The following is a 17,299-nucleotide window of genomic DNA, read 5'->3' as shown; positions in this document are numbered from 1 at the left end:
CTTACGCCTGTTGCACGAAGGTCAGCCGCACCGCGAAGCCGATCAACAGGCTGCCAAACAGCCATTGCTGGAGCCGCTGGGCTGAAGGACTGCGTTGCAGCCAACGGCCCAGCGCCGCGCCGACCAGCGCATAGGCGCTGTCGAAGATGAAGCCGACACTGACCAGCACCATGCCGAGGATCGCGAACTGCGTGAGCACTGATCCTGCGTGTGGATCGATGAACTGTGGCAGCAGCACCGAGCAGAACAGCAGCGCCTTGGGATTGAGCAGATTGGTGAACAAGCCGCGCTGGATCGCCACTGTCCAGCGTGGCTTTGCTGCTGTGGCGTCAGTGCCGTTCAGGTTCGGCAGCATTGTGGTGCGCAGGCATTGAATACCGATCCACAACAGGTACGCAGCCCCGGTCAGACGCACCACATCGAAGGTCCACGGCGCGGCTTTGAACAGCGCTGCCAGCCCCAGCGCGGCCAACGCAACATGACAACCCCGGGCAATGCCCAGGCCTATCGCCGTTGCCAATGCCGCCCCTTTTCCCTGACGAGCGCCGGTTTGCAGCAGCAGGATCATGTCCGGTCCGGGCAGCAAATAAACCACCGCCAGTGCCATGAAAAACAGCCAGAGTCCTGCCATGTTGCGCCCCTTTCGTTGTCGATTCGGTAGGGCCAGTCTAGGGTGCAAGGGCAGGGCAGGTGGTTGCGTAGTCGGCTTCTAAAGCATGGAAAATTGGCATAGTCTGCTGCTTTCACGTGATCGAACCATCGGGATCTGCCAAACCATGAAACTGGATGCCTACGACCGCAAGATCCTCGCGGCCCTGCAACGGGACGGTCGATTGAGCAATGTGCAATTGGCCGATGAAATCGGCTTGTCCGCCTCGCCCTGTTTGCGTCGGGTGCGGATGCTGGAGGAGGCCGGGGTGATTCGAGGCTATCAGGCCAATCTGGATCGCGACGAGGTGGGGCTAGGGCTGACGGTGTTTGTCGGGGTCAAAGTCGAACGCCACAACGACGAGCAAGCCGAAGCCTTTCGCGTGGCCGTGACGGCACTGCCGGAAGTGATTTCGGCGTTTCTGGTGTCTGGGGAATCGGATTTTCTACTGCAAGTGGTGGTGCCGGATTTGCGCGGGTATGACCGCTTTCTTACCGAGCGGCTGCTGAAGTTGCCAGGTGTGAGCGATATTCGCAGTAATTTTGCGATTCACACGGTGAAGACGCCGGGGGCGTTGCCGTTGGGGCATTTGCCGCTTTAGACCGAGTCGGCCCCATCGCGAGCAAGCTCGGCTCCCACACTGGTTTTGTGAACGCCACAAATCACCTGTGGGAGCCGAGCTTGCTCGCGATGGCGGTAGACCGGAAAACGAAAAACTCAAAGCCTTACATCTGCGTCGCCATCCCCTCCACATTCATCGCCGCCTGGCGCAACGCCTCGGACCGTGTCGGGTGTGGATGGCAAGTCAGCGCAATGTCCTCGGCCGAGGCGCTGAACTCCATCGCCACGCAATACTCGCCAATCATTTCACTGACGCTCGGACCCACCAGGTGGACGCCGAGAATTTCGTCCGTGCGTTCATCGGCCAGCACTTTGGCGAAGCCTTCGGTTTCGTGGTTGATCTTGGCCCGGCTGTTGGCGGTGAACGGGAATTTACCGACCTTGTACGCGCGACCTTCGGCCTTGAGCTGCTCTTCGGTCTTGCCGACGCTGGCCAGCTCCGGTTTGGTGTAGACCACGCTGGGAATCAGGTTGTAATTCACTTCACCCGCCTTGCCGACGATCTGTTCCACACAGGCCGTGGCTTCGTCTTCTGCCTTGTGGGCGAGCATCGGCCCGGACGTGACGTCGCCGATCACCCACACGCCCGCCGCTTCGGTGCGGTGCCCTTTATTGGCGAGCATGCCGCGCTTGTCCGTGGCGAGGCCGACGTTTTCCAGCCCAAGGCCTTGGGTGTAAGGCCGGCGACCGATCGACACCAGCACGTAATCGGCCTCCAGCAACTCGGCGGTGCCGCCCGCCGCCGGTTCAATGCTGAGCTGAACACCGCTCGCCGATGCAGTGGCGCGGGTGACTTTCGAACTCAACTTGAAGGTGATGCCTTGTTTACTCAATGAACGCTGTAGTGTTTTGCCGGCCTCAACGTCCACACCTGGGCAGATGCGGTCGAGAAATTCGACTACCGTGACTTGAGCACCCAGGCGCCGCCACACAGAGCCCAGCTCCAGGCCAATGACGCCGGCGCCGATCACCACCAGATGCTTTGGTACTTCGGTCAGCGACAGCGCGCCGGTGGAGTCGAGGATGCGTTGGTTATCGATGTCGACGCCCGGCAGGGGAGTGGGCTCGGAGCCGGTGGCGATGATGATGTCTTTGGCGCTCAGCTCGGTCTTGCCGCCGCCACTGTCGGTGACCGTGACTTTGCCTGGCCCGTCGATGTAGCCCCAGCCCTTGATCCAGTCGACTTTGTTTTTGCGAAACAGAAACTCGATGCCCTTGGTCAGCCCGGTAACGCTTTCATCCTTTTGTTTCATCATCTGAGCGAGGTTGAGGATGGGTTTGACCTCGATGCCCAGGTTGGCGAATTCCGAACCCATGGCCGCGTCGTAGAGTTCGGACGCGTGTAACAGCGCCTTGGACGGCATGCAGCCGACGTTCAGACAGGTGCCACCGAGGGCCGCGCGACCTTCGACGCATGCTGCTTTCAAACCCAGCTGGCCTGCACGGATCGCTGCGTTATAACCGCCGGGGCCACCGCCCAGAATCACGACGTCGTAGCTGCTCATGGAAGGACTCCTGAAGTGAAGGGATCGGGCTGGTTAAAAGTAGTAGCTGGCTAAAATTACGAACGTAATATGTGCGCTTCGCGTTGTTTCGGTCAAGGCTTCAGCCAAGCGAAAGGTTCAGCGTTTTTAGATAGAGGGATTTAGAACAGAAATTTCACCGCTTTCGTTATACCGTAACGAAATGCGGTGTCCGCGTTGAATAAACACTGGGGTGGTATGCAAGTCGATCTCGAAGTCGATGGCGCGCAAGTAGCAGGGTTGCCGCGCTTTCAGCAGGCGGTCTTTCAGGGGCGACGATTGCGTCAGTTCGCCATTGGCCTGAGTGCTTTGGCAGCGCTCGGTCTGGTATTGGCGTTATTTGTCGGATTGTTTGCGCCACAGTCGCTGTGGGGCGCATTGCTGGTAAATCAGAGCGCCGCTTTGCTGGTGCTGGTTGCCGGTCTGCAATCAGCCTGGTGGGTTACGAGGTGGCGTGCACAGACAATGAACCCGACGCCACCTGTGGTGGCCGTTGACGAAATTGTTGCGCCTGAAGGTTGGTATGAGCGATTGCTGGATGGGCTCAGTCGGCGCTCGGTACGCATGCTTGGCCAGATCGGCGCGCCAACGCTCTGGCTCGGCGGTTGGGCGCTGTTGACCTTGTTCAGCATCAGTCAATTCTGGAACCTCGCGTTACCGCCCGCAGCGCTGGGGTTATCGGCCAGTGTCGGGGCTGCTCTGGCGTTGCTGCTGGCGTTCGGTTTGCTGGTTGCTGAGCGGCAACTGGCTCAGGAAAACGTCGCCCAATGGCCAGAGGCCGGTGCACTGGCGCAACTGACTCGGGTGGCAATCATTTGCCTGGTGCTAGGCGCATTGTGTCTGTTGTTCGCCAGTGAAACATCGGTGTGGCCAGTGCGATTGGCGGTGCTGATCGGTTTACTGCCGGGGTTGGTCGCAGTCGAGTTGCTGCTGCGTGCGGTGTTGTCGCTGTTCAGTCCACAGCGCGAACAACTCGAACCTGCATTGCTGGCGCGCAGTTTTGTCGCTGACATGCTGCGCTGGCCACCGCAACCGCTGCTCGCCTTGCAGCACGAATTGCACAATCGGTTCGGCATCGACTTGCGGCAAATCTGGGCGTTCACTTACATGCGCCGGGCGTTTTTGCCGGTGCTGGCGGTGGTTGCCGTCGTCGGCTGGTCACTCACCGGCATTCACGAAATACCGTTGCAGGGGCGGGGTATCTACGAGCGTTTCGGCAAACCGGTGGAGGTGTTTGGTCCTGGTTTGCACGCCGGCTTACCTTGGCCTTTGGGTCGAGTGCTGAAGGTTGAAAACGGCGTGGTCCACGAGTTGGCCACCAGCGTTGGCGAAGCGTCGGCACCGGTTGTACCCGAGCCCGCGGAAGGCCCAGCGCCTGCGATTGCCAATCGGTTATGGGACGCCAGCCATGTGAACGACAAATCTCAGGTCATCGCCAGCAGCCGTGCCGACAAGCAGAGCTTCCAGATCGTCAACATGGACGTGCGTTTCGTCTATCGCATCGGCCTGACCGATCAAGCGGCGTTGGCGGCGACCTACAACAGTGCCGATGTACCGACGCTGATTCGCAGCACCGCCAGCCGGATTCTGGTGCATGACTTTGCCTCGCGAACCCTTGACGGTTTGCTCGGCGAGGACCGGGTAGGGCTCGCTGAAGAGATCGGTCGTGCCGTGCAGGCTGACCTGCAGAAACTGGACAGCGGTGTGGAAATTCTCGCCACTGTGGTAGAGGCGATTCATCCACCGGCCGGCGCTGCCAATGCTTATCACGGTGTGCAGGCCGCGCAGATCGGTGCTCAAGCATTGATCTCACGGGAACGCGGTGCCGCCGCCGAGGCGACCAATTTGGCGCAACTGCAAGCGAGTATTGCGCGCGATCAAGCGACCGCCAGTGCCCATGAAATCAACGCCACGGCACAGGCAGCGGACCTGAAATTCAGCGCGGAGCAGAAAGCCTACACCAGCGCCGGTCAGGCTTTTGTGCTGGAGCAATACCTCAGCCAACTGAGCCAGGGCCTGGCCAACGCCAAGCTGCTGATTCTTGATCATCGTCTGGGTGGCAGCAGCAATGCGCCGACCATCGACCTCCGTACTTTCACGCTGCCGGCTGATCCTGCGTCGCCGCGTACGAGCGCCCAGCCAGGAGCTACCCATTGAGCCAGTCGCACACACACGATCACGATGACCACACCGGCCACGATCACGGCCATGGCGGACATCACCACGGTCACCACCATCACCACCACGGCGATCCACAAGAAGCCGGCCCGTTTCCCTGGCGGCGCATGGGCTGGGCGGCGCTGCTCGTGGCGTTTGCCATCGCTGCCGCAAGCCTTGTTCAAGTGCGTTCGGGGGAAGCCACCGTGATCACGCGCTTTGGCAATCCATCGCGGGTTTTGCTGGAGCCGGGTCTTGGCTGGCGTTGGCCGGCCCCGTTTGAAGCGGCCATTCCTGTCGACTTGCGGCTGCGCACCACCTCCAGTGGGTTGCAGGATGTCGGCACTCGCGACGGTTTGCGCATCATCGTTCAGGCTTACGTGGCGTGGCAGGTGCAGGGCGATCCGGAGAACGTGCAGCGCTTTATGCGCGCGGTGCAGAATCAGCCGGATGAAGCGGCGCGGCAGATCCGCACCTTTGTCGGCTCTGCGCTGGAAACCACGGCTGCCAGTTTTGACTTGGCGAACCTGGTTAACACCGACGCCAACCAAGTTCACATTGCCGACTTTGAGGCGCAACTTCGTCATCAGATCGATCAGCAGTTGCTTACTACCTATGGCGTGCGTGTGCTGCAAGTCGGCATCGAGCGTCTGACTCTGCCGTCGGTAACCTTGACCGCCACTGTGGATCGCATGCGGGCCGAGCGTGAAACAATCGCCACCGAACGCACTGCAATTGGCAAGCGCGAAGCCGCGCAAATTCGTTCCGCCGCTGAGCGGGATGCGCGAATCGTGCAAGCCGATGCAACGGTGAAAGCCGCTGATATCGAAGCTCAATCGCGTGTTGAAGCAGCACAGATTTACGGCCGTGCTTACGCCAGTTCTCCGCAGTTGTACAACTTGCTGCGCTCACTCGACACCTTGGGCACGATCGTTTCGCCAGGCACCAAACTGATATTGCGCACGGATGCTGCGCCATTCCGGGTATTGGTTGACGGACCGCCGACCCTCGAAAACAAGTCCGGGTCGCAGCCATGAGTTTAGTTCCACGTGGAACACATGAGTTAAGCAGCCCCTGGATTCAGGCCGGGCGCCTGGCTTTTCTCGCGCTTTACGCGGTGACCGTTCTCGCCGCGTTAGCCTGGGCGTTCTCCAATGTGCGGCAAATTGATCCACAGAATCGCGCGGTGGTCCTGCATTTCGGTGCGCTGGATCGCATCCAGAACGCCGGTTTGTTGTTGGCATGGCCGCGACCTTTTGAGCAGGTGGTTTTACTGCCAGCGGCAGATCGCATTATCGAACGTCGAGTGGAAAACCTTCTGCGCAGTGATGTCGCCTTGCAGGCTGATCGAGCTGCCACGTTTGCCACGCCGCTCAGTGATGCACTCGCCGGTTCCGGCTATTTGCTGACGGGTGATGCCGGCGTGGTGCAACTCGATGTGCGGGTGTTCTACAAAGTCACCGAGCCGTATGCCTTCGTGCTGCAAGGTGAACATGTGCTGCCAGCGCTGGATCGGCTAGTCACCCGCAGCGCTGTGGCCCTGACCGCGGCGCGAGATCTGGACACTATTCTGGTGGCGCGTCCGGAACTGATCGGCGCCGACAATCAGGCTGCTGAACGACGTGAACGTCTGCGCGGTGATTTGGTGCAAGGCATCAATCATCGGTTGGCCGAGCTGACAGCAACTGGGCAGGGGTTGGGTATTGAAGTCGCGCGAGTCGATGTGCAATCGAGTCTGCCCGGTCCTGCGGTGAACGCCTTCAACGCAGTATTGACCGCGAGTCAGCAGGCCGACAAAGCCGTGGCGAATGCGCGCACCGAAGCCGAGAAGGCGACCCAGGCCGCTAATGAACAAGCGGATCGAACGCTGCAAGTGGCCCATGCCCAAGCCAGCGAGCGGCTGGCAAAAGCGTCTACCGACACTGCCACCGTACTGAGCCTGGCCAAGGCACAACAGCAGGGCACCGACCCGCAAATGTTGTTGCGCATTTACCGCGAGCGGATGCCGAAGATTCTCGGTCAGGCCGGTTCCGTGACCACGGTCAATCCGAAAGATGATTCCCGCCTGATCATTCAGGGAGCTGCACAATGACCGCGCAAACCGCCGCCGCACCGAGCATGTTGTCCTCGGCCGAACAACGTAGCGCCGCTCGCCAACTGACGCTGGCCATGCTCGCCCTGGGTCTGCTCGGGCTCGGTCTGATCTGGCGCTGGTTGTCGCCGGAGCAGACCGGCGTTAGCCAATTGCTGCTCGGGTTTGCATCGCTGTTGGTGGCCGTGCCGGTGATGCGTTCGGCGTGGTATAGCCTGCGTTACCCGAGCTTGCACGGGATCACCGACCAGTTAATCGCGCTCGCCATGCTCGGCGCCTGGGCCACGGGTGATCTGCTGACCGCCGCGTTGTTGCCGATCATCATGATTTTCGGCCATGTGCTGGAAGAGCGCAGCGTGATCGGTTCTCAGGAAGCGATTCATGCTCTTGGCAAACTCACCCGCAGTCATGCGCGCAAGGTTCAGGCCGATGGCTCGGTCCTCGAAGTCGACAACAGCACCCTCAAGGCCGGTGACCTGGTAGAAGTGCGTGCCGGTGATCGCGTACCGGCGGATGGCCGGGTGTTGTCCGGTCAGGCGAGCCTCGATACCGCTTCGATTACCGGTGAGTCGGTGCCGATGGAAGCCGGCGTTGGCATGCCGGTGTTCGGAGGCGCGATCAACCTCGATGGCCTGCTTCGCATTGAAGTGACCCGCACCGGTAATGAATCGACCCTGGGCAAAGTCATCGCGCTGATGCAAAGCGCCGAACGCTCCAAGCCACCGATTACTCGCTTGCTGGAGCGTTATGCCGGCAGCTACATGGTGCTGGTGTTGTTGCTGGCCGCAGTGACTTGGTTTGTCACCAACGACGCCCAAGCAATGCTCGCGGTGCTGGTCGCGGCGTGTCCTTGTGCGCTGGTGTTGTCGGCGCCGGCGACGGCCATTGCCGGGGTGGCGGTGGCGGCGCGGCACGGCATTTTGATCCGCAGTTCGGCGTTTCTTGAAGAGCTGGCAGACCTGACGTCGTTGGTGGTGGATAAAACCGGCACGCTGACGTTTGGCACCTTGCGCTTGCAGTCCATCGAAGGTCCGCTGGTAGACCGCAGTCACGTCTTGAAACTGGCCGCCAGCCTTGGTTCGGCCAGCAGTCATCCGGTCAGTCGAGCACTCGCCGGGCTGGTCACGCAGGAGCATTTTCTGCTGCTGTCGGACATCCACGAGCGCCAGGGTTTGGGCGTGGTGGCCATGACCGAGCAGGGCGAGGCCGCACTCGGTCGCCCGGAATTGTTCGCGCAATTGGGCATTGCTACGTCGGCGGTTCCTGAACATGACGGTCCGATTGCCGGGCTGGCGCTTGATGGGGTATTTCTCGCTTGGTTATTGCTGGCCGACAGCGTCAAACCCGAGGCACGATTTGCTTTGAGTGAGCTGCGAGAGCTTGGCCTGGGTCGGCAATTGCTGCTCACCGGGGATCGGCAGAGCGTCGCGCATACGCTGGCGCGCGATGTCGGAATCAGCGATGTCGAAGCGCAGGCGTTGCCTGAGGACAAGCTCAATCGCGTGCTTAAAGAAATTGGCAGCGGCTTCCGACCGATGGTGGTCGGGGACGGGATCAACGACTCACTGGCGCTCAAGGCCGGTGTCGTGGGTGTCGCAATGGGCGCGGGCGGGGCAGACATCGCATTGGCCTCGGCCGACATCGTGTTGATCGGCAGCGACCTGCGTCGGCTCGGCACCTGTGTGCGCTTGAGTCGCCAATGCCGCCAGACCTTGCAGGTCAATGTGATCATTGGTTTGGGCTGGACACTGGCGATTGTTGCCTTTGCCGCTTTTGGCTGGCTCGGTGCGGCAGGGGCGATGATTGCAGCGTTGCTGCATAACTTGAGCACGTTGCTGGTGCTGGGCAACGCCGGACGTTTGCTGCGATTTCAGGAGCCTTTGCTCAAGCTCAAGGAAGACAACTGAGAGAATCGAAAACTTTTTGCAGGCCTCTGTAACGCCTTTGGGGCAGTGCTCTCTAGTGCTGTGTCGGGACTGAACAACATTCCAGCCGACAACCCTGACGATAACCGAGGATACAAAAATGAATTTCAAATCCGCTACTTCTGGTGCCGCTCTCGCTTTCGCCGCTGCCACCCTGTTTGCCGGTGTTGCCACTCAGGCTCAGGCCGCCGACGCAGCTCAGGTTCACTGCTACGGCGTGACCTCGTGCAAAGGCATGAACGATTGCAAAACCGCAGAAAACGCCTGTAAGGGGCAGGGGGTTTGCAAAGGTCACGGTTTCAAGGCGATGACTCAGACCGAATGCATGAACGCCGGTGGCAAGGTCGGCGCATAACCGACCACCGCTTGGCGCCGCGGTGGTTTCCCCCTTGCCACTGCGGCCATTTTGCGAGGAGTCCGCAAATGTCTGCATCCCTTCCGTGTCTGGGCTACGGCCTGGGTTTACGCAGTGCTTACTACCAACAAATTCTTGATCAGTCGCCGGCCGTGGACTGGTTCGAAGTCGTCTCCGAAAATTTCATGGTGCAGGGCGGCAAAGCCCTCTACTACCTTGATGCCATCGCCGAGCGTTATCCGCTGGTGATGCATGGCGTATCGTTGTCCATCGGCGGGCCTCATGCGCTGGATCCGGGCTATCTGCAACAACTCAGACTGTTGGCTGATCGAGTAAAACCGGCGTGGATTTCCGATCACTTGTGCTGGAGCCGCGGCAACGCCCATCAGCTTCATGATTTGCTGCCATTACCGTACACCGAAGAAAGCCTTCATTACGTCGCGGACCGAGTGCGTAAGGTGCAAGACTTTTTGCAGCGTCCACTGGTGTTGGAGAATGTCTCCAGCTATGTGCGTAGCGCTGGCGATGATTTCAGCGAGTGGGAATTTCTTGAAGCACTGAGTCGGCTGAGCGATTGCGAGTTGTTGCTGGACGTGAATAACGTCTATGTCAGCTCACGCAATCATGGCTTCGATCCGTGGACATTCATTCAAGGATTGCCAGCGAACAAGATTCGCCAACTTCACTTGGCGGGCCACAGCGATTACGGCGATTACGTCATCGACACCCATGACCATCCCGTCAGCGATCCAGTCTGGGCGCTTTACCAACGAACCCTCGACTACCTCGGCCCGGTCGCCACGTTGCTGGAGCGCGATGACCATTTCCCGCCTTTTGAAGAATTGCTCACTGAACTGCAAAAAGCCCGGGAGCTGGGCGAGGGCGTGTTGGCCCGGAGAGAGAAATGCGCCTGAACGATTGGCAACTGGCCTTTGAATGTTACCTGTTGGGAGAGTCTTCGACGGCTGATATCGCGCTCGGTTCAAGCCTGATCGGCGGTCCGACGCTGGGTGTCAGCACCGGGCTGGCGATTTATCACAATGCTTATCAAGCGCGGCTTCAGGAAGTGTTGCGCGGCGACTATCCGGCGATCCTGAACTGGCTGGGTGACGACGAGTTCGAACAGCTCGCCGCAGCTTATTTGCGTCAGAATCCCTCGGCTCATTACAGCCTTCGTTGGCTCGGCAATGGGTTCGAGGCGTTCATTCGCCAACATTTGGTGCCTGAGCAAAGTGCGCCATTGGCCGAACTGGCGGCGTTTGAATGGGCTTTCACGCTGGCATTCGATGCGCATCCAGGAACGCCGTTGACGATGCAGGACATGGTGATTTTGGCACCGCAAGACTGGCCGACGCTGCAAGTCAGCCCCAGTCCATCACTGCAATGGCAGGAGTGTGCCTTCAACAGTGTGGCGCTTTGGCGATCGGTAAAGGATGAAACTACGTTTCCCGGCAGTACGGCGCTCGACGATCCCCACGTGGTGGTGATTTGTCGAAATGATCTTGTTTGCCAGTATCGGAGCCTGGAGCCTCTAGAGGCCAACGCTCTAAAAGGCATGTTTGAGCGGGACTGGAATTTTGCTGAACTGTGCTCTGAATTGACAGTCATCTATGGAGAGGGCGCACCACTTCAAGCTGTAACCTGGCTTAAGCAGTGGATTCACGATGGCTGGTTGCAGATTCGCTGATTATAGAAAACGGCTAGTAATTGGATAGCCAGCTAATTTTCAGAGATGGTCTACCCTCACATCAGACGTCTGAAACAAGGGGATTGTCCATGCTCGCGCACCTTCCACCGGCCTTACAGAATCTGCAGTTACCGTTACGCCTGCGACTCTGGGACGGCCATGAATTCAATCTGGGACCGACGCCCAGCGTCACGATTGTGGTCAAGGATCCACAAATGGTTACCCAGTTCACCCATCCAAGCCTGGACGCGCTCGGAGCGGCGTTTGTCGAGGGCAAACTTGAGCTGGAAGGTTCCATCAGCGACGTCATCCGCGTCTGCGATGAATGGAGCCAGGCGATGTTGGACGAGAACGACGACGATCAACCCGTTCGTACCGCCCACGACAAGGAAACCGACGCGAAGGCCATTTCCTACCATTACGACCTTTCCAACGCGTTCTATCAGCTGTGGCTCGACAGCGACATGGCGTATTCCTGCGCGTACTTCGAGACCGGTAGTGAAACTCTGGAGCAGGCCCAGCAGGCCAAATTCCGCCACTTGTGTCGCAAGTTGCGGTTACAGCCTGGCGAATACTTACTGGATGTCGGTTGCGGCTGGGGCGGGCTGGCGCGGTATGCAGCGCGGGAGTTCGGCGCGAAGGTGTTTGGCATTACGCTCAGCAAAGCGCAACTCGATCTGGCACGCGAACGCGTGAAAGAGGAAGGTCTGGAAGATCTGGTCGAATTGCAACTGCTCGACTACCGCGACCTGCCTCAGGACGGGCGCTTCGACAAAGTGGTCAGTGTCGGCATGTTCGAACACGTGGGCCACGCCAATTTGGCGGAGTACTGCAAAACCTTGTTCGGCGCGGTGAAAGAGGGCGGTCTGGTAATGAACCACGGGATCACCGCCAAACACATTGACGGCCGGCCGGTGGGGCGCGGTGCCGGCTACTTCATTGGGCAATATGTGTTCCCCAACGGCGAGCTGCCGCACCTCTCGATGATCGCTGCTGAAATCAGTGACGTGGGGCTGGAGATCGTCGATGTCGAAAGCCTGCGCCTGCATTACGCGCGTACCCTGGATCACTGGAGCGAACGCCTGGAAGACAATCTGGAAGCGGCGTCCAGGCAAGTCCCGGAGCAAACCTTGCGGATCTGGCGGCTGTACCTGGCGGGATGCGCTTATGCATTTGCCAGGGGCTGGATCAACTTGCACCAGATCCTCGCGGTTAAAGCCCATCCTGATGGCAGCCATGAGCTGCCATGGACGCGCGACGACATCTACAACCCTTAAAGAATCGGTGAAATAAGCCGGGCGACCCGCATGCCGAATTGCTGCACGCGGCGGGTCTCCCGGCCTTCGTCTTTGGCGATTTCATGCGCCTGAGCGAAGTCATCGTTGAGCATCTGTTCCACCTGCGCGGCAAACACGCTGTCGACCGTCAACAACATCACTTCGAAGTTGAGCCGGAACGAGCGGTTGTCCATGTTGGCACTGCCGATGGCGCTGATTTCACTGTCGATCAACACCACTTTCTGGTGCAGGAAACCGGGTTGATAACGGAATACTCGAACACCGGCGCTTACGGCTTCGAAGGCGTACAGGCTGGAGGCGGCGTAGACGATGCGGTGGTCTGGACGAGAAGGCAGCAACAGTCGCACATCTACACCCCGCAACACTGCCAACCTGAGTGCCGCAAATACCGCTTCGTCGGGGATGAAATAGGGGGTGGTGATCCACACTCGCTCAGTCGCGGCATGGATGGCTTCGACGAAGAACAACGAACAGGTTTCGTAGGAATCCGCCGGGCCGCTCGCCAAAAATTGGCAAAGCACGCCGTCGTCGGGATACACGTCCGGCAGGATCAATGGCGGCAATGACCGCGCAGCCCAAAACCAGTCTTCGGCAAACGACTCCTGCATACAGGCCACCACCGGACCGCGTACTCGAACATGTGTGTCTCGCCACGGCGCCAGCGGTGGTTTCTCGCCCATGTATTCGTCGCCCACGTTATGTCCGCCCACGAAGCCCAGCACTCCATCGACCACTACGATCTTGCGATGGTTGCGGAAGTTGACCTGGAAGCGGTTGAGCCAGCCACTGCGGGTGGCGAACGCTTTGACTTCAACGCCGGCATCGCGTAACGGTTGCACGTAACTTTTGGGCAGGGCGTGGCTGCCAATGCGGTCGTAAAGCAGGTAAACCGCGACGCCTTCGGCGGCTTTTTTCAGCAGCAGATTGTGCAGGCGTTGGCCCAGACGATCATCGTGGATGATGAAAAACTGAATCAACACCGCTACCTTAGCGTTGCTGATGGCTTCGAAAATCGAATCAAACGTGGCATGGCCATTGATCAATAAGTGCACTTCGTTGTTCGCCAGGCACGGCATTCGGCCAAGCTTGGGCATCGCCCGCAACGACGCGTAAGCATTGGACGCACGAGCGGTCAGTGCCTCCTCGAACCATGGACGCCAGTTGAGTTCGGAGACGGCTTTGCGCATCTCTTCGTTGGCCTGGCGCCGAGCCTTGATGTAACCATCAAAGGTACTGCTGCCGAAGATCAGATACGGAATGAGTGTGAGGTACGGCATAAACACCAACGAAAGCGCCCAGGCGATCGATCCCTGAGCGGTACGTACGTTGAGCACGGCGTGGATGGCCGCGATTGTGCCCAGCGAGTGAAGCAGTGCAATGGTGTAGCCGAAAATGTGTGGTCCGAAGTAATCCATGGGGGCAGCCCTGCTCCTGAAGATTCAGTGCTTAACAGAGCATGTTCCGTGCAAAATGTCGCTATTTAATTGGCCCATGAACCGAAGCCGAAGGTTGGCGTCTAACGGCCACTACTGATCAGGAGTTACTCGATGAACGTTCGTCTGCTGGGTTTGGCCATGGCTATTGGTTTGTCACTTCCTGTGGCAGCTCACGCACAGATGCTGCAACCCGGGTTGTGGGAATTGACCACAAGTAACATGAAGGTCGATGACCAGAACCTGCCGGACTTACAACTGATCCTCGGTCAGTTGCAGAGCCAGATGACCCCGGAACAGCGCGCGCAACTGGAGAAGCAGGGCCTCACCATGGGCGGCAAAGGGATTCGGGCTTGCCTGACGCCGGAGCAGGTGCAGACCGACAACATTCCACTGACGGACCCACAATCGGGTTGCAAGCAGGAAGTCACCGACCGCACCGGCAACCAGTGGAAATTCCGTTTCAGCTGTCCCAAAGCGCAAGGCGCCGGTGTGGCCACGTTCCTCAGTGACCGTGAGTTCACGACCAAGGTCAACGGCACCTTCAACGCCACCGGCATCCAGCAAAAGGGCAGTCTCGAAAGCCGCGCTGTGTGGCTGGGGCAGGATTGCGGAACGGTCAAGCCAAGAGCCTAAGACCTTCCTTCGCCGTAAACCCGCTTCCTGCATGATCGTGTGGGGGCGGGTTTGATTCAGCTACTGACACGCCTCCTCCCAGTTCCACCGGCTTTCGGCGACGGCATCGTGAGCGTGAAGGCTCTCAGCGTGGACCACGCGAATGTGGAAGGCGCTGATATCGGGGGAGCGTTTCAAGGCAACGTTCAGACGTCGCGCAGCGTCTTCGCAGAACATCAGGTTCTGACCATTGGCCAAAGCGAATGCCTGTTCATCGGCGCGCTTTACCGCTGTTTGTACGGCGGTGCCGAGTGCTGCTTCGGCCTCGTTGATGAGTGCAATCAGCGGCAGGTCATCCCGATGATTGTCCAGCCGCAAGCACAAATGCGCGGTGCTGCGTTGACTATGGGGTGTCGCAATGATGCCTTTTGTGGAACCGAGCCATGCCAAAACGTCCGCGTGTTGCAGCGTCTTGTTGGCGAAGTCATCAACGAATTGCTGCTGAATCAACTGCCGGGACAGTGCTGCTGAGCATGGACATGTCGAGGAATAAGCAACGTTTATTTTAAGTTCCACGTGGAACATAGCGTTTTTCAGACGCGCTTCGATGCTCACTGGATAGGTTTTCCAGCCGGCCAATGGGCTAATTAGCGCTGGCCGTTTCAGCAATAAATCGCCGTGGATTTTTAGGTACGCATTGGTGGAGAGTCCTTGGTGAGTATCGAGAAAACGTTGCAAGACTCGTCGCAATAGAGTGGGACTCAGGTTTTCCTGCTCGAGCATTTCCAGCGCCAGATACAACCGTGACATATGAATCCCGCGTGCCTCTCCTTCATCGAGGCTCACTCCAGCGTCAGCCCTTGCACTCATTCGCTGACCATCGAATAAAACAGGAAGAGCAATGCCGCACATGCCCACCCAGTCGAGTGGCAGTGCTTGGCGAGAGGCTTGCGCAGCAATATCCGGCAGAGTCAGCGCGTTCATGGGCAGATCCATCGTAAAGAGGTGGCTTGATTGTATTGTTATACTATAACATAAAATCAGGCCCGACTCTGCGACCGGGCATCCCTGTGAGGAATACCTGATGCCCAATCGTCTCCCGGTGACTGTCCTGTCGGGCTTTCTCGGTGCTGGAAAAAGTACGCTGCTTAACTACGTATTGCGTAACCGCGACAACCTGCGGGTCGCCGTCATCGTCAACGATATGAGTGAGATCAACATCGATGGCAATGAAGTCCAGCGTGATGTCAGCCTGAACCGCGCAGAAGAAAAGCTCATCGAAATGAGCAACGGCTGCATTTGCTGCACCTTGCGCGAAGACCTGCTCGACGAAGTCAGCAAACTCGCCAGGGATGGTCGCTTTGATTACTTGTTGATCGAATCCACCGGCATCTCCGAACCGCTGCCCGTGGCGGAAACCTTCACCTTCCGTGATGAAAAAGGGCAAAGCCTGGCCGACATCGCGCGGCTCGACACCATGGTCACCGTGGTGGATGGCGTGAACTTCCTGCTCGACTATCAGGCTGCCGAAAGTCTCGGCTCACGCGGTGAAACGCTGGGCGAGGAGGACGACCGCTCGATCACTGACCTGTTGATTGAGCAGGTCGAATTCGCCGACGTCATCCTGATCAGCAAGATCGACTTGATCAGCAGCTGCGAGCGCCAGGAGCTGATCGCGATTCTTCAACGCCTCAACGCGAAGGCAGACATCATCCCGATGGTCATGGGTGAAGTACCCCTGGAAAAAATCCTGAACACCGGTCGCTTCGACTTTGAAAAGGCCGCTCAGGCGCCAGGCTGGTTGCAGGAACTACGTGGCGAGCACGTGCCGGAAACCGAGGAATACGGCATCGCCTCGACTGCTTACCGAGCCCGTCGCCCCTTTCATCCACAGCGCTTTTTCAGCTTTATCGACCGCCCATGGGTGAATGGAAAACTACTGCGCTCCAAAGGTTTTTTCTGGCTGGCCAGCAAACCCATGGACGCCGGCAGCTGGTCCCAGGCTGGAGGTTTGATGCGCCATGGTTTCGCTGGGCGCTGGTGGCGTTTCGTGCCGAAAACCCAGTGGCCGCAGGACGAAGAAAGCACGGCCGGGATCATGGAGAACTGGACCACCGCCACCGGAGACTGCCGCCAGGAGTTGGTGTTCATCGGCCAGAACATAGACTTCGCACAGCTCTGCGCCGAACTCGACGATTGTCTGCTGACGGATGCCGAAATGGCCTTGGGTGTCGAAGGTTGGCGATTGCTGGCAGACCCGTTTGGCCCATGGCACGAAGAGGCTGCCGCCTGATGTTGGCGCCGAGTCTGAAGCGGCGTCCCGCGGTTCATCCCGTTCAAGGCGAAACGCCGCAAACGCTGGCCCGAATCCTCGATGACGACGTAAACCTCGCCATTTGGCAGCGCCAACTCCCGGTGCATATCGTAGATTTTGGTCAGTTGCTGCTGTCCCTGAACGCACCGCTAGCCGAGTCGTTGGTCCTGGAGTTGCCGAGCGATGACGCCGAACCCAATCTGCAGGGGCTGGCCTCAGGCTTCAGCGATCTACAAGGGTATGAGGGGTTCATTGCCGACGTGTCGTGGTTAGTCAGCGCGTTTGCCTGTTTGTTGGGCGCCAAGCGCATCGGCCTGCGTCTACGGGTACTGGACAAGGCCATGTGCCCGCGTTTTCACGTCGATCACGTGCCGGTGCGGTTGATCACGACGTATTCTGGCATCGGCAGTCAGTGGCTGCGAGAGGGCGTTATGGAGCGTCGCCAACTGGGCAGGCCTGAGGCCGAACCTGTACAAGATTCGCTGATCGAGCAAATCGCCAGCGGGGAAGTGGCGCTGTTCAAAGGCGAGAAATGGCATGGTAACGAAGGTTTCGGCCTGATCCACCGCTCGCCGCAACCGGCACCGGGCGAGCGTCGTTTGATCCTGACCCTCGATTGGCTCGGCTAAC

At 59.0% G+C, this 17,299-nt stretch carries 16 protein-coding genes; 12 read left to right on the top strand and 4 right to left on the bottom strand.

Annotated features, from left to right (window positions below):
* Position 1: 1 nt before the first annotated feature.
* Positions 2 to 631: a LysE family translocator gene (locus AC1DWM_RS02440; protein WP_477794559.1), complete on the bottom strand. Its 630-nt coding sequence runs from the start codon at positions 629 to 631 to the stop codon at positions 2 to 4.
* Between the two features lie 145 nt (positions 632 to 776).
* Between AC1DWM_RS02440 and AC1DWM_RS02435 the strand changes: the two genes are divergently transcribed.
* Entirely contained in the window at positions 777 to 1,250 is a 474-nt protein-coding gene (locus AC1DWM_RS02435; protein ID WP_027926238.1) for an Lrp/AsnC family transcriptional regulator, read from the top strand.
* Between the two features lie 124 nt (positions 1,251 to 1,374).
* On the opposite strand, the gene lpdA is transcribed toward AC1DWM_RS02435, so the two are convergent.
* A complete protein-coding gene (gene lpdA, locus AC1DWM_RS02430; protein ID WP_477794558.1) occupies positions 1,375 to 2,775 on the bottom strand; it encodes a dihydrolipoyl dehydrogenase in 1,401 nt (466 codons plus the stop codon).
* 216 nt (positions 2,776 to 2,991) lie between these two features.
* Between lpdA and hflK (AC1DWM_RS02425) the strand changes: the two genes are divergently transcribed.
* From hflK (AC1DWM_RS02425) to cfaB, 8 genes are all read left to right on the top strand, one after another.
* Entirely contained in the window at positions 2,992 to 4,950 is a 1,959-nt protein-coding gene (hflK, locus tag AC1DWM_RS02425; protein ID WP_223521324.1) for a protease modulator HflK, read from the top strand.
* Entirely contained in the window at positions 4,947 to 5,987 is a 1,041-nt protein-coding gene (hflC, locus tag AC1DWM_RS02420; RefSeq protein ID WP_477794557.1) for a protease modulator HflC, read from the top strand. The genes hflK (AC1DWM_RS02425) and hflC overlap by 4 nt, the downstream gene beginning before the upstream one ends.
* On the top strand, positions 5,984 to 7,042 hold the full coding sequence (gene hflK / locus AC1DWM_RS02415; protein ID WP_477794556.1) for a protease modulator HflK: 1,059 nt from the start codon (positions 5,984 to 5,986) through the stop codon (positions 7,040 to 7,042). Before hflC ends, hflK (AC1DWM_RS02415) begins: the two co-directional genes overlap by 4 nt.
* On the top strand, positions 7,039 to 8,949 hold the full coding sequence (locus AC1DWM_RS02410) for a cation-translocating P-type ATPase (RefSeq protein WP_477794555.1): 1,911 nt from the start codon (positions 7,039 to 7,041) through the stop codon (positions 8,947 to 8,949). The genes hflK (AC1DWM_RS02415) and AC1DWM_RS02410 overlap by 4 nt, the downstream gene beginning before the upstream one ends.
* 118 nt (positions 8,950 to 9,067) lie before the next feature.
* Entirely contained in the window at positions 9,068 to 9,322 is a 255-nt protein-coding gene (gene bufA2, locus AC1DWM_RS02405; RefSeq protein WP_223521320.1) for a BufA2 family periplasmic bufferin-type metallophore, read from the top strand.
* 68 nt (positions 9,323 to 9,390) lie between these two features.
* A complete protein-coding gene (bufB, locus tag AC1DWM_RS02400; protein WP_477794554.1) occupies positions 9,391 to 10,236 on the top strand; it encodes an MNIO family bufferin maturase in 846 nt (281 codons plus the stop codon).
* Complete coding sequence (locus tag AC1DWM_RS02395; protein ID WP_477794553.1) at positions 10,227 to 11,009, top strand: HvfC/BufC family peptide modification chaperone; 783 nt, start codon at positions 10,227 to 10,229, stop codon at positions 11,007 to 11,009. The genes bufB and AC1DWM_RS02395 overlap by 10 nt, the downstream gene beginning before the upstream one ends.
* Before the next feature lie 89 nt (positions 11,010 to 11,098).
* Complete coding sequence (gene cfaB / locus AC1DWM_RS02390) at positions 11,099 to 12,286, top strand: C17 cyclopropane fatty acid synthase CfaB (protein ID WP_223521315.1); 1,188 nt, start codon at positions 11,099 to 11,101, stop codon at positions 12,284 to 12,286.
* Here cfaB and cls read toward each other — a convergent pair.
* Complete coding sequence (gene cls, locus AC1DWM_RS02385; protein ID WP_223521313.1) at positions 12,283 to 13,722, bottom strand: cardiolipin synthase; 1,440 nt, start codon at positions 13,720 to 13,722, stop codon at positions 12,283 to 12,285. The genes cfaB and cls overlap by 4 nt on opposite strands.
* Before the next feature lie 132 nt (positions 13,723 to 13,854).
* Between cls and AC1DWM_RS02380 the strand changes: the two genes are divergently transcribed.
* Positions 13,855 to 14,376, top strand: coding sequence for a DUF3617 domain-containing protein (locus tag AC1DWM_RS02380; protein ID WP_477794552.1), 522 nt, complete (start codon positions 13,855 to 13,857; stop codon positions 14,374 to 14,376).
* A 60-nt stretch (positions 14,377 to 14,436) separates the two neighbouring features.
* Here the strand turns inward: AC1DWM_RS02380 and folE2 are convergent, their stop codons facing one another.
* Complete coding sequence (folE2, locus tag AC1DWM_RS02375) at positions 14,437 to 15,339, bottom strand: GTP cyclohydrolase FolE2 (protein WP_477794594.1); 903 nt, start codon at positions 15,337 to 15,339, stop codon at positions 14,437 to 14,439.
* Positions 15,340 to 15,439: 100 nt separating this feature from the next.
* On the opposite strand from folE2, the gene zigA reads away from it, so the two are divergent.
* Positions 15,440 to 16,648: a zinc metallochaperone GTPase ZigA gene (gene zigA, locus AC1DWM_RS02370; RefSeq protein ID WP_223521307.1), complete on the top strand. Its 1,209-nt coding sequence runs from the start codon at positions 15,440 to 15,442 to the stop codon at positions 16,646 to 16,648.
* Positions 16,648 to 17,298, top strand: coding sequence for a DUF1826 domain-containing protein (locus AC1DWM_RS02365; protein WP_223521305.1), 651 nt, complete (start codon positions 16,648 to 16,650; stop codon positions 17,296 to 17,298). The genes zigA and AC1DWM_RS02365 overlap by 1 nt, the downstream gene beginning before the upstream one ends.
* Position 17,299 lies beyond the last annotated feature (1 nt).

Source organism: Pseudomonas sp. P4_C8, assembly GCF_056401975.1.
Note: the sequence above shows the minus strand (reverse complement) of the source record. Positions and strands in the feature narration are given on the sequence as shown.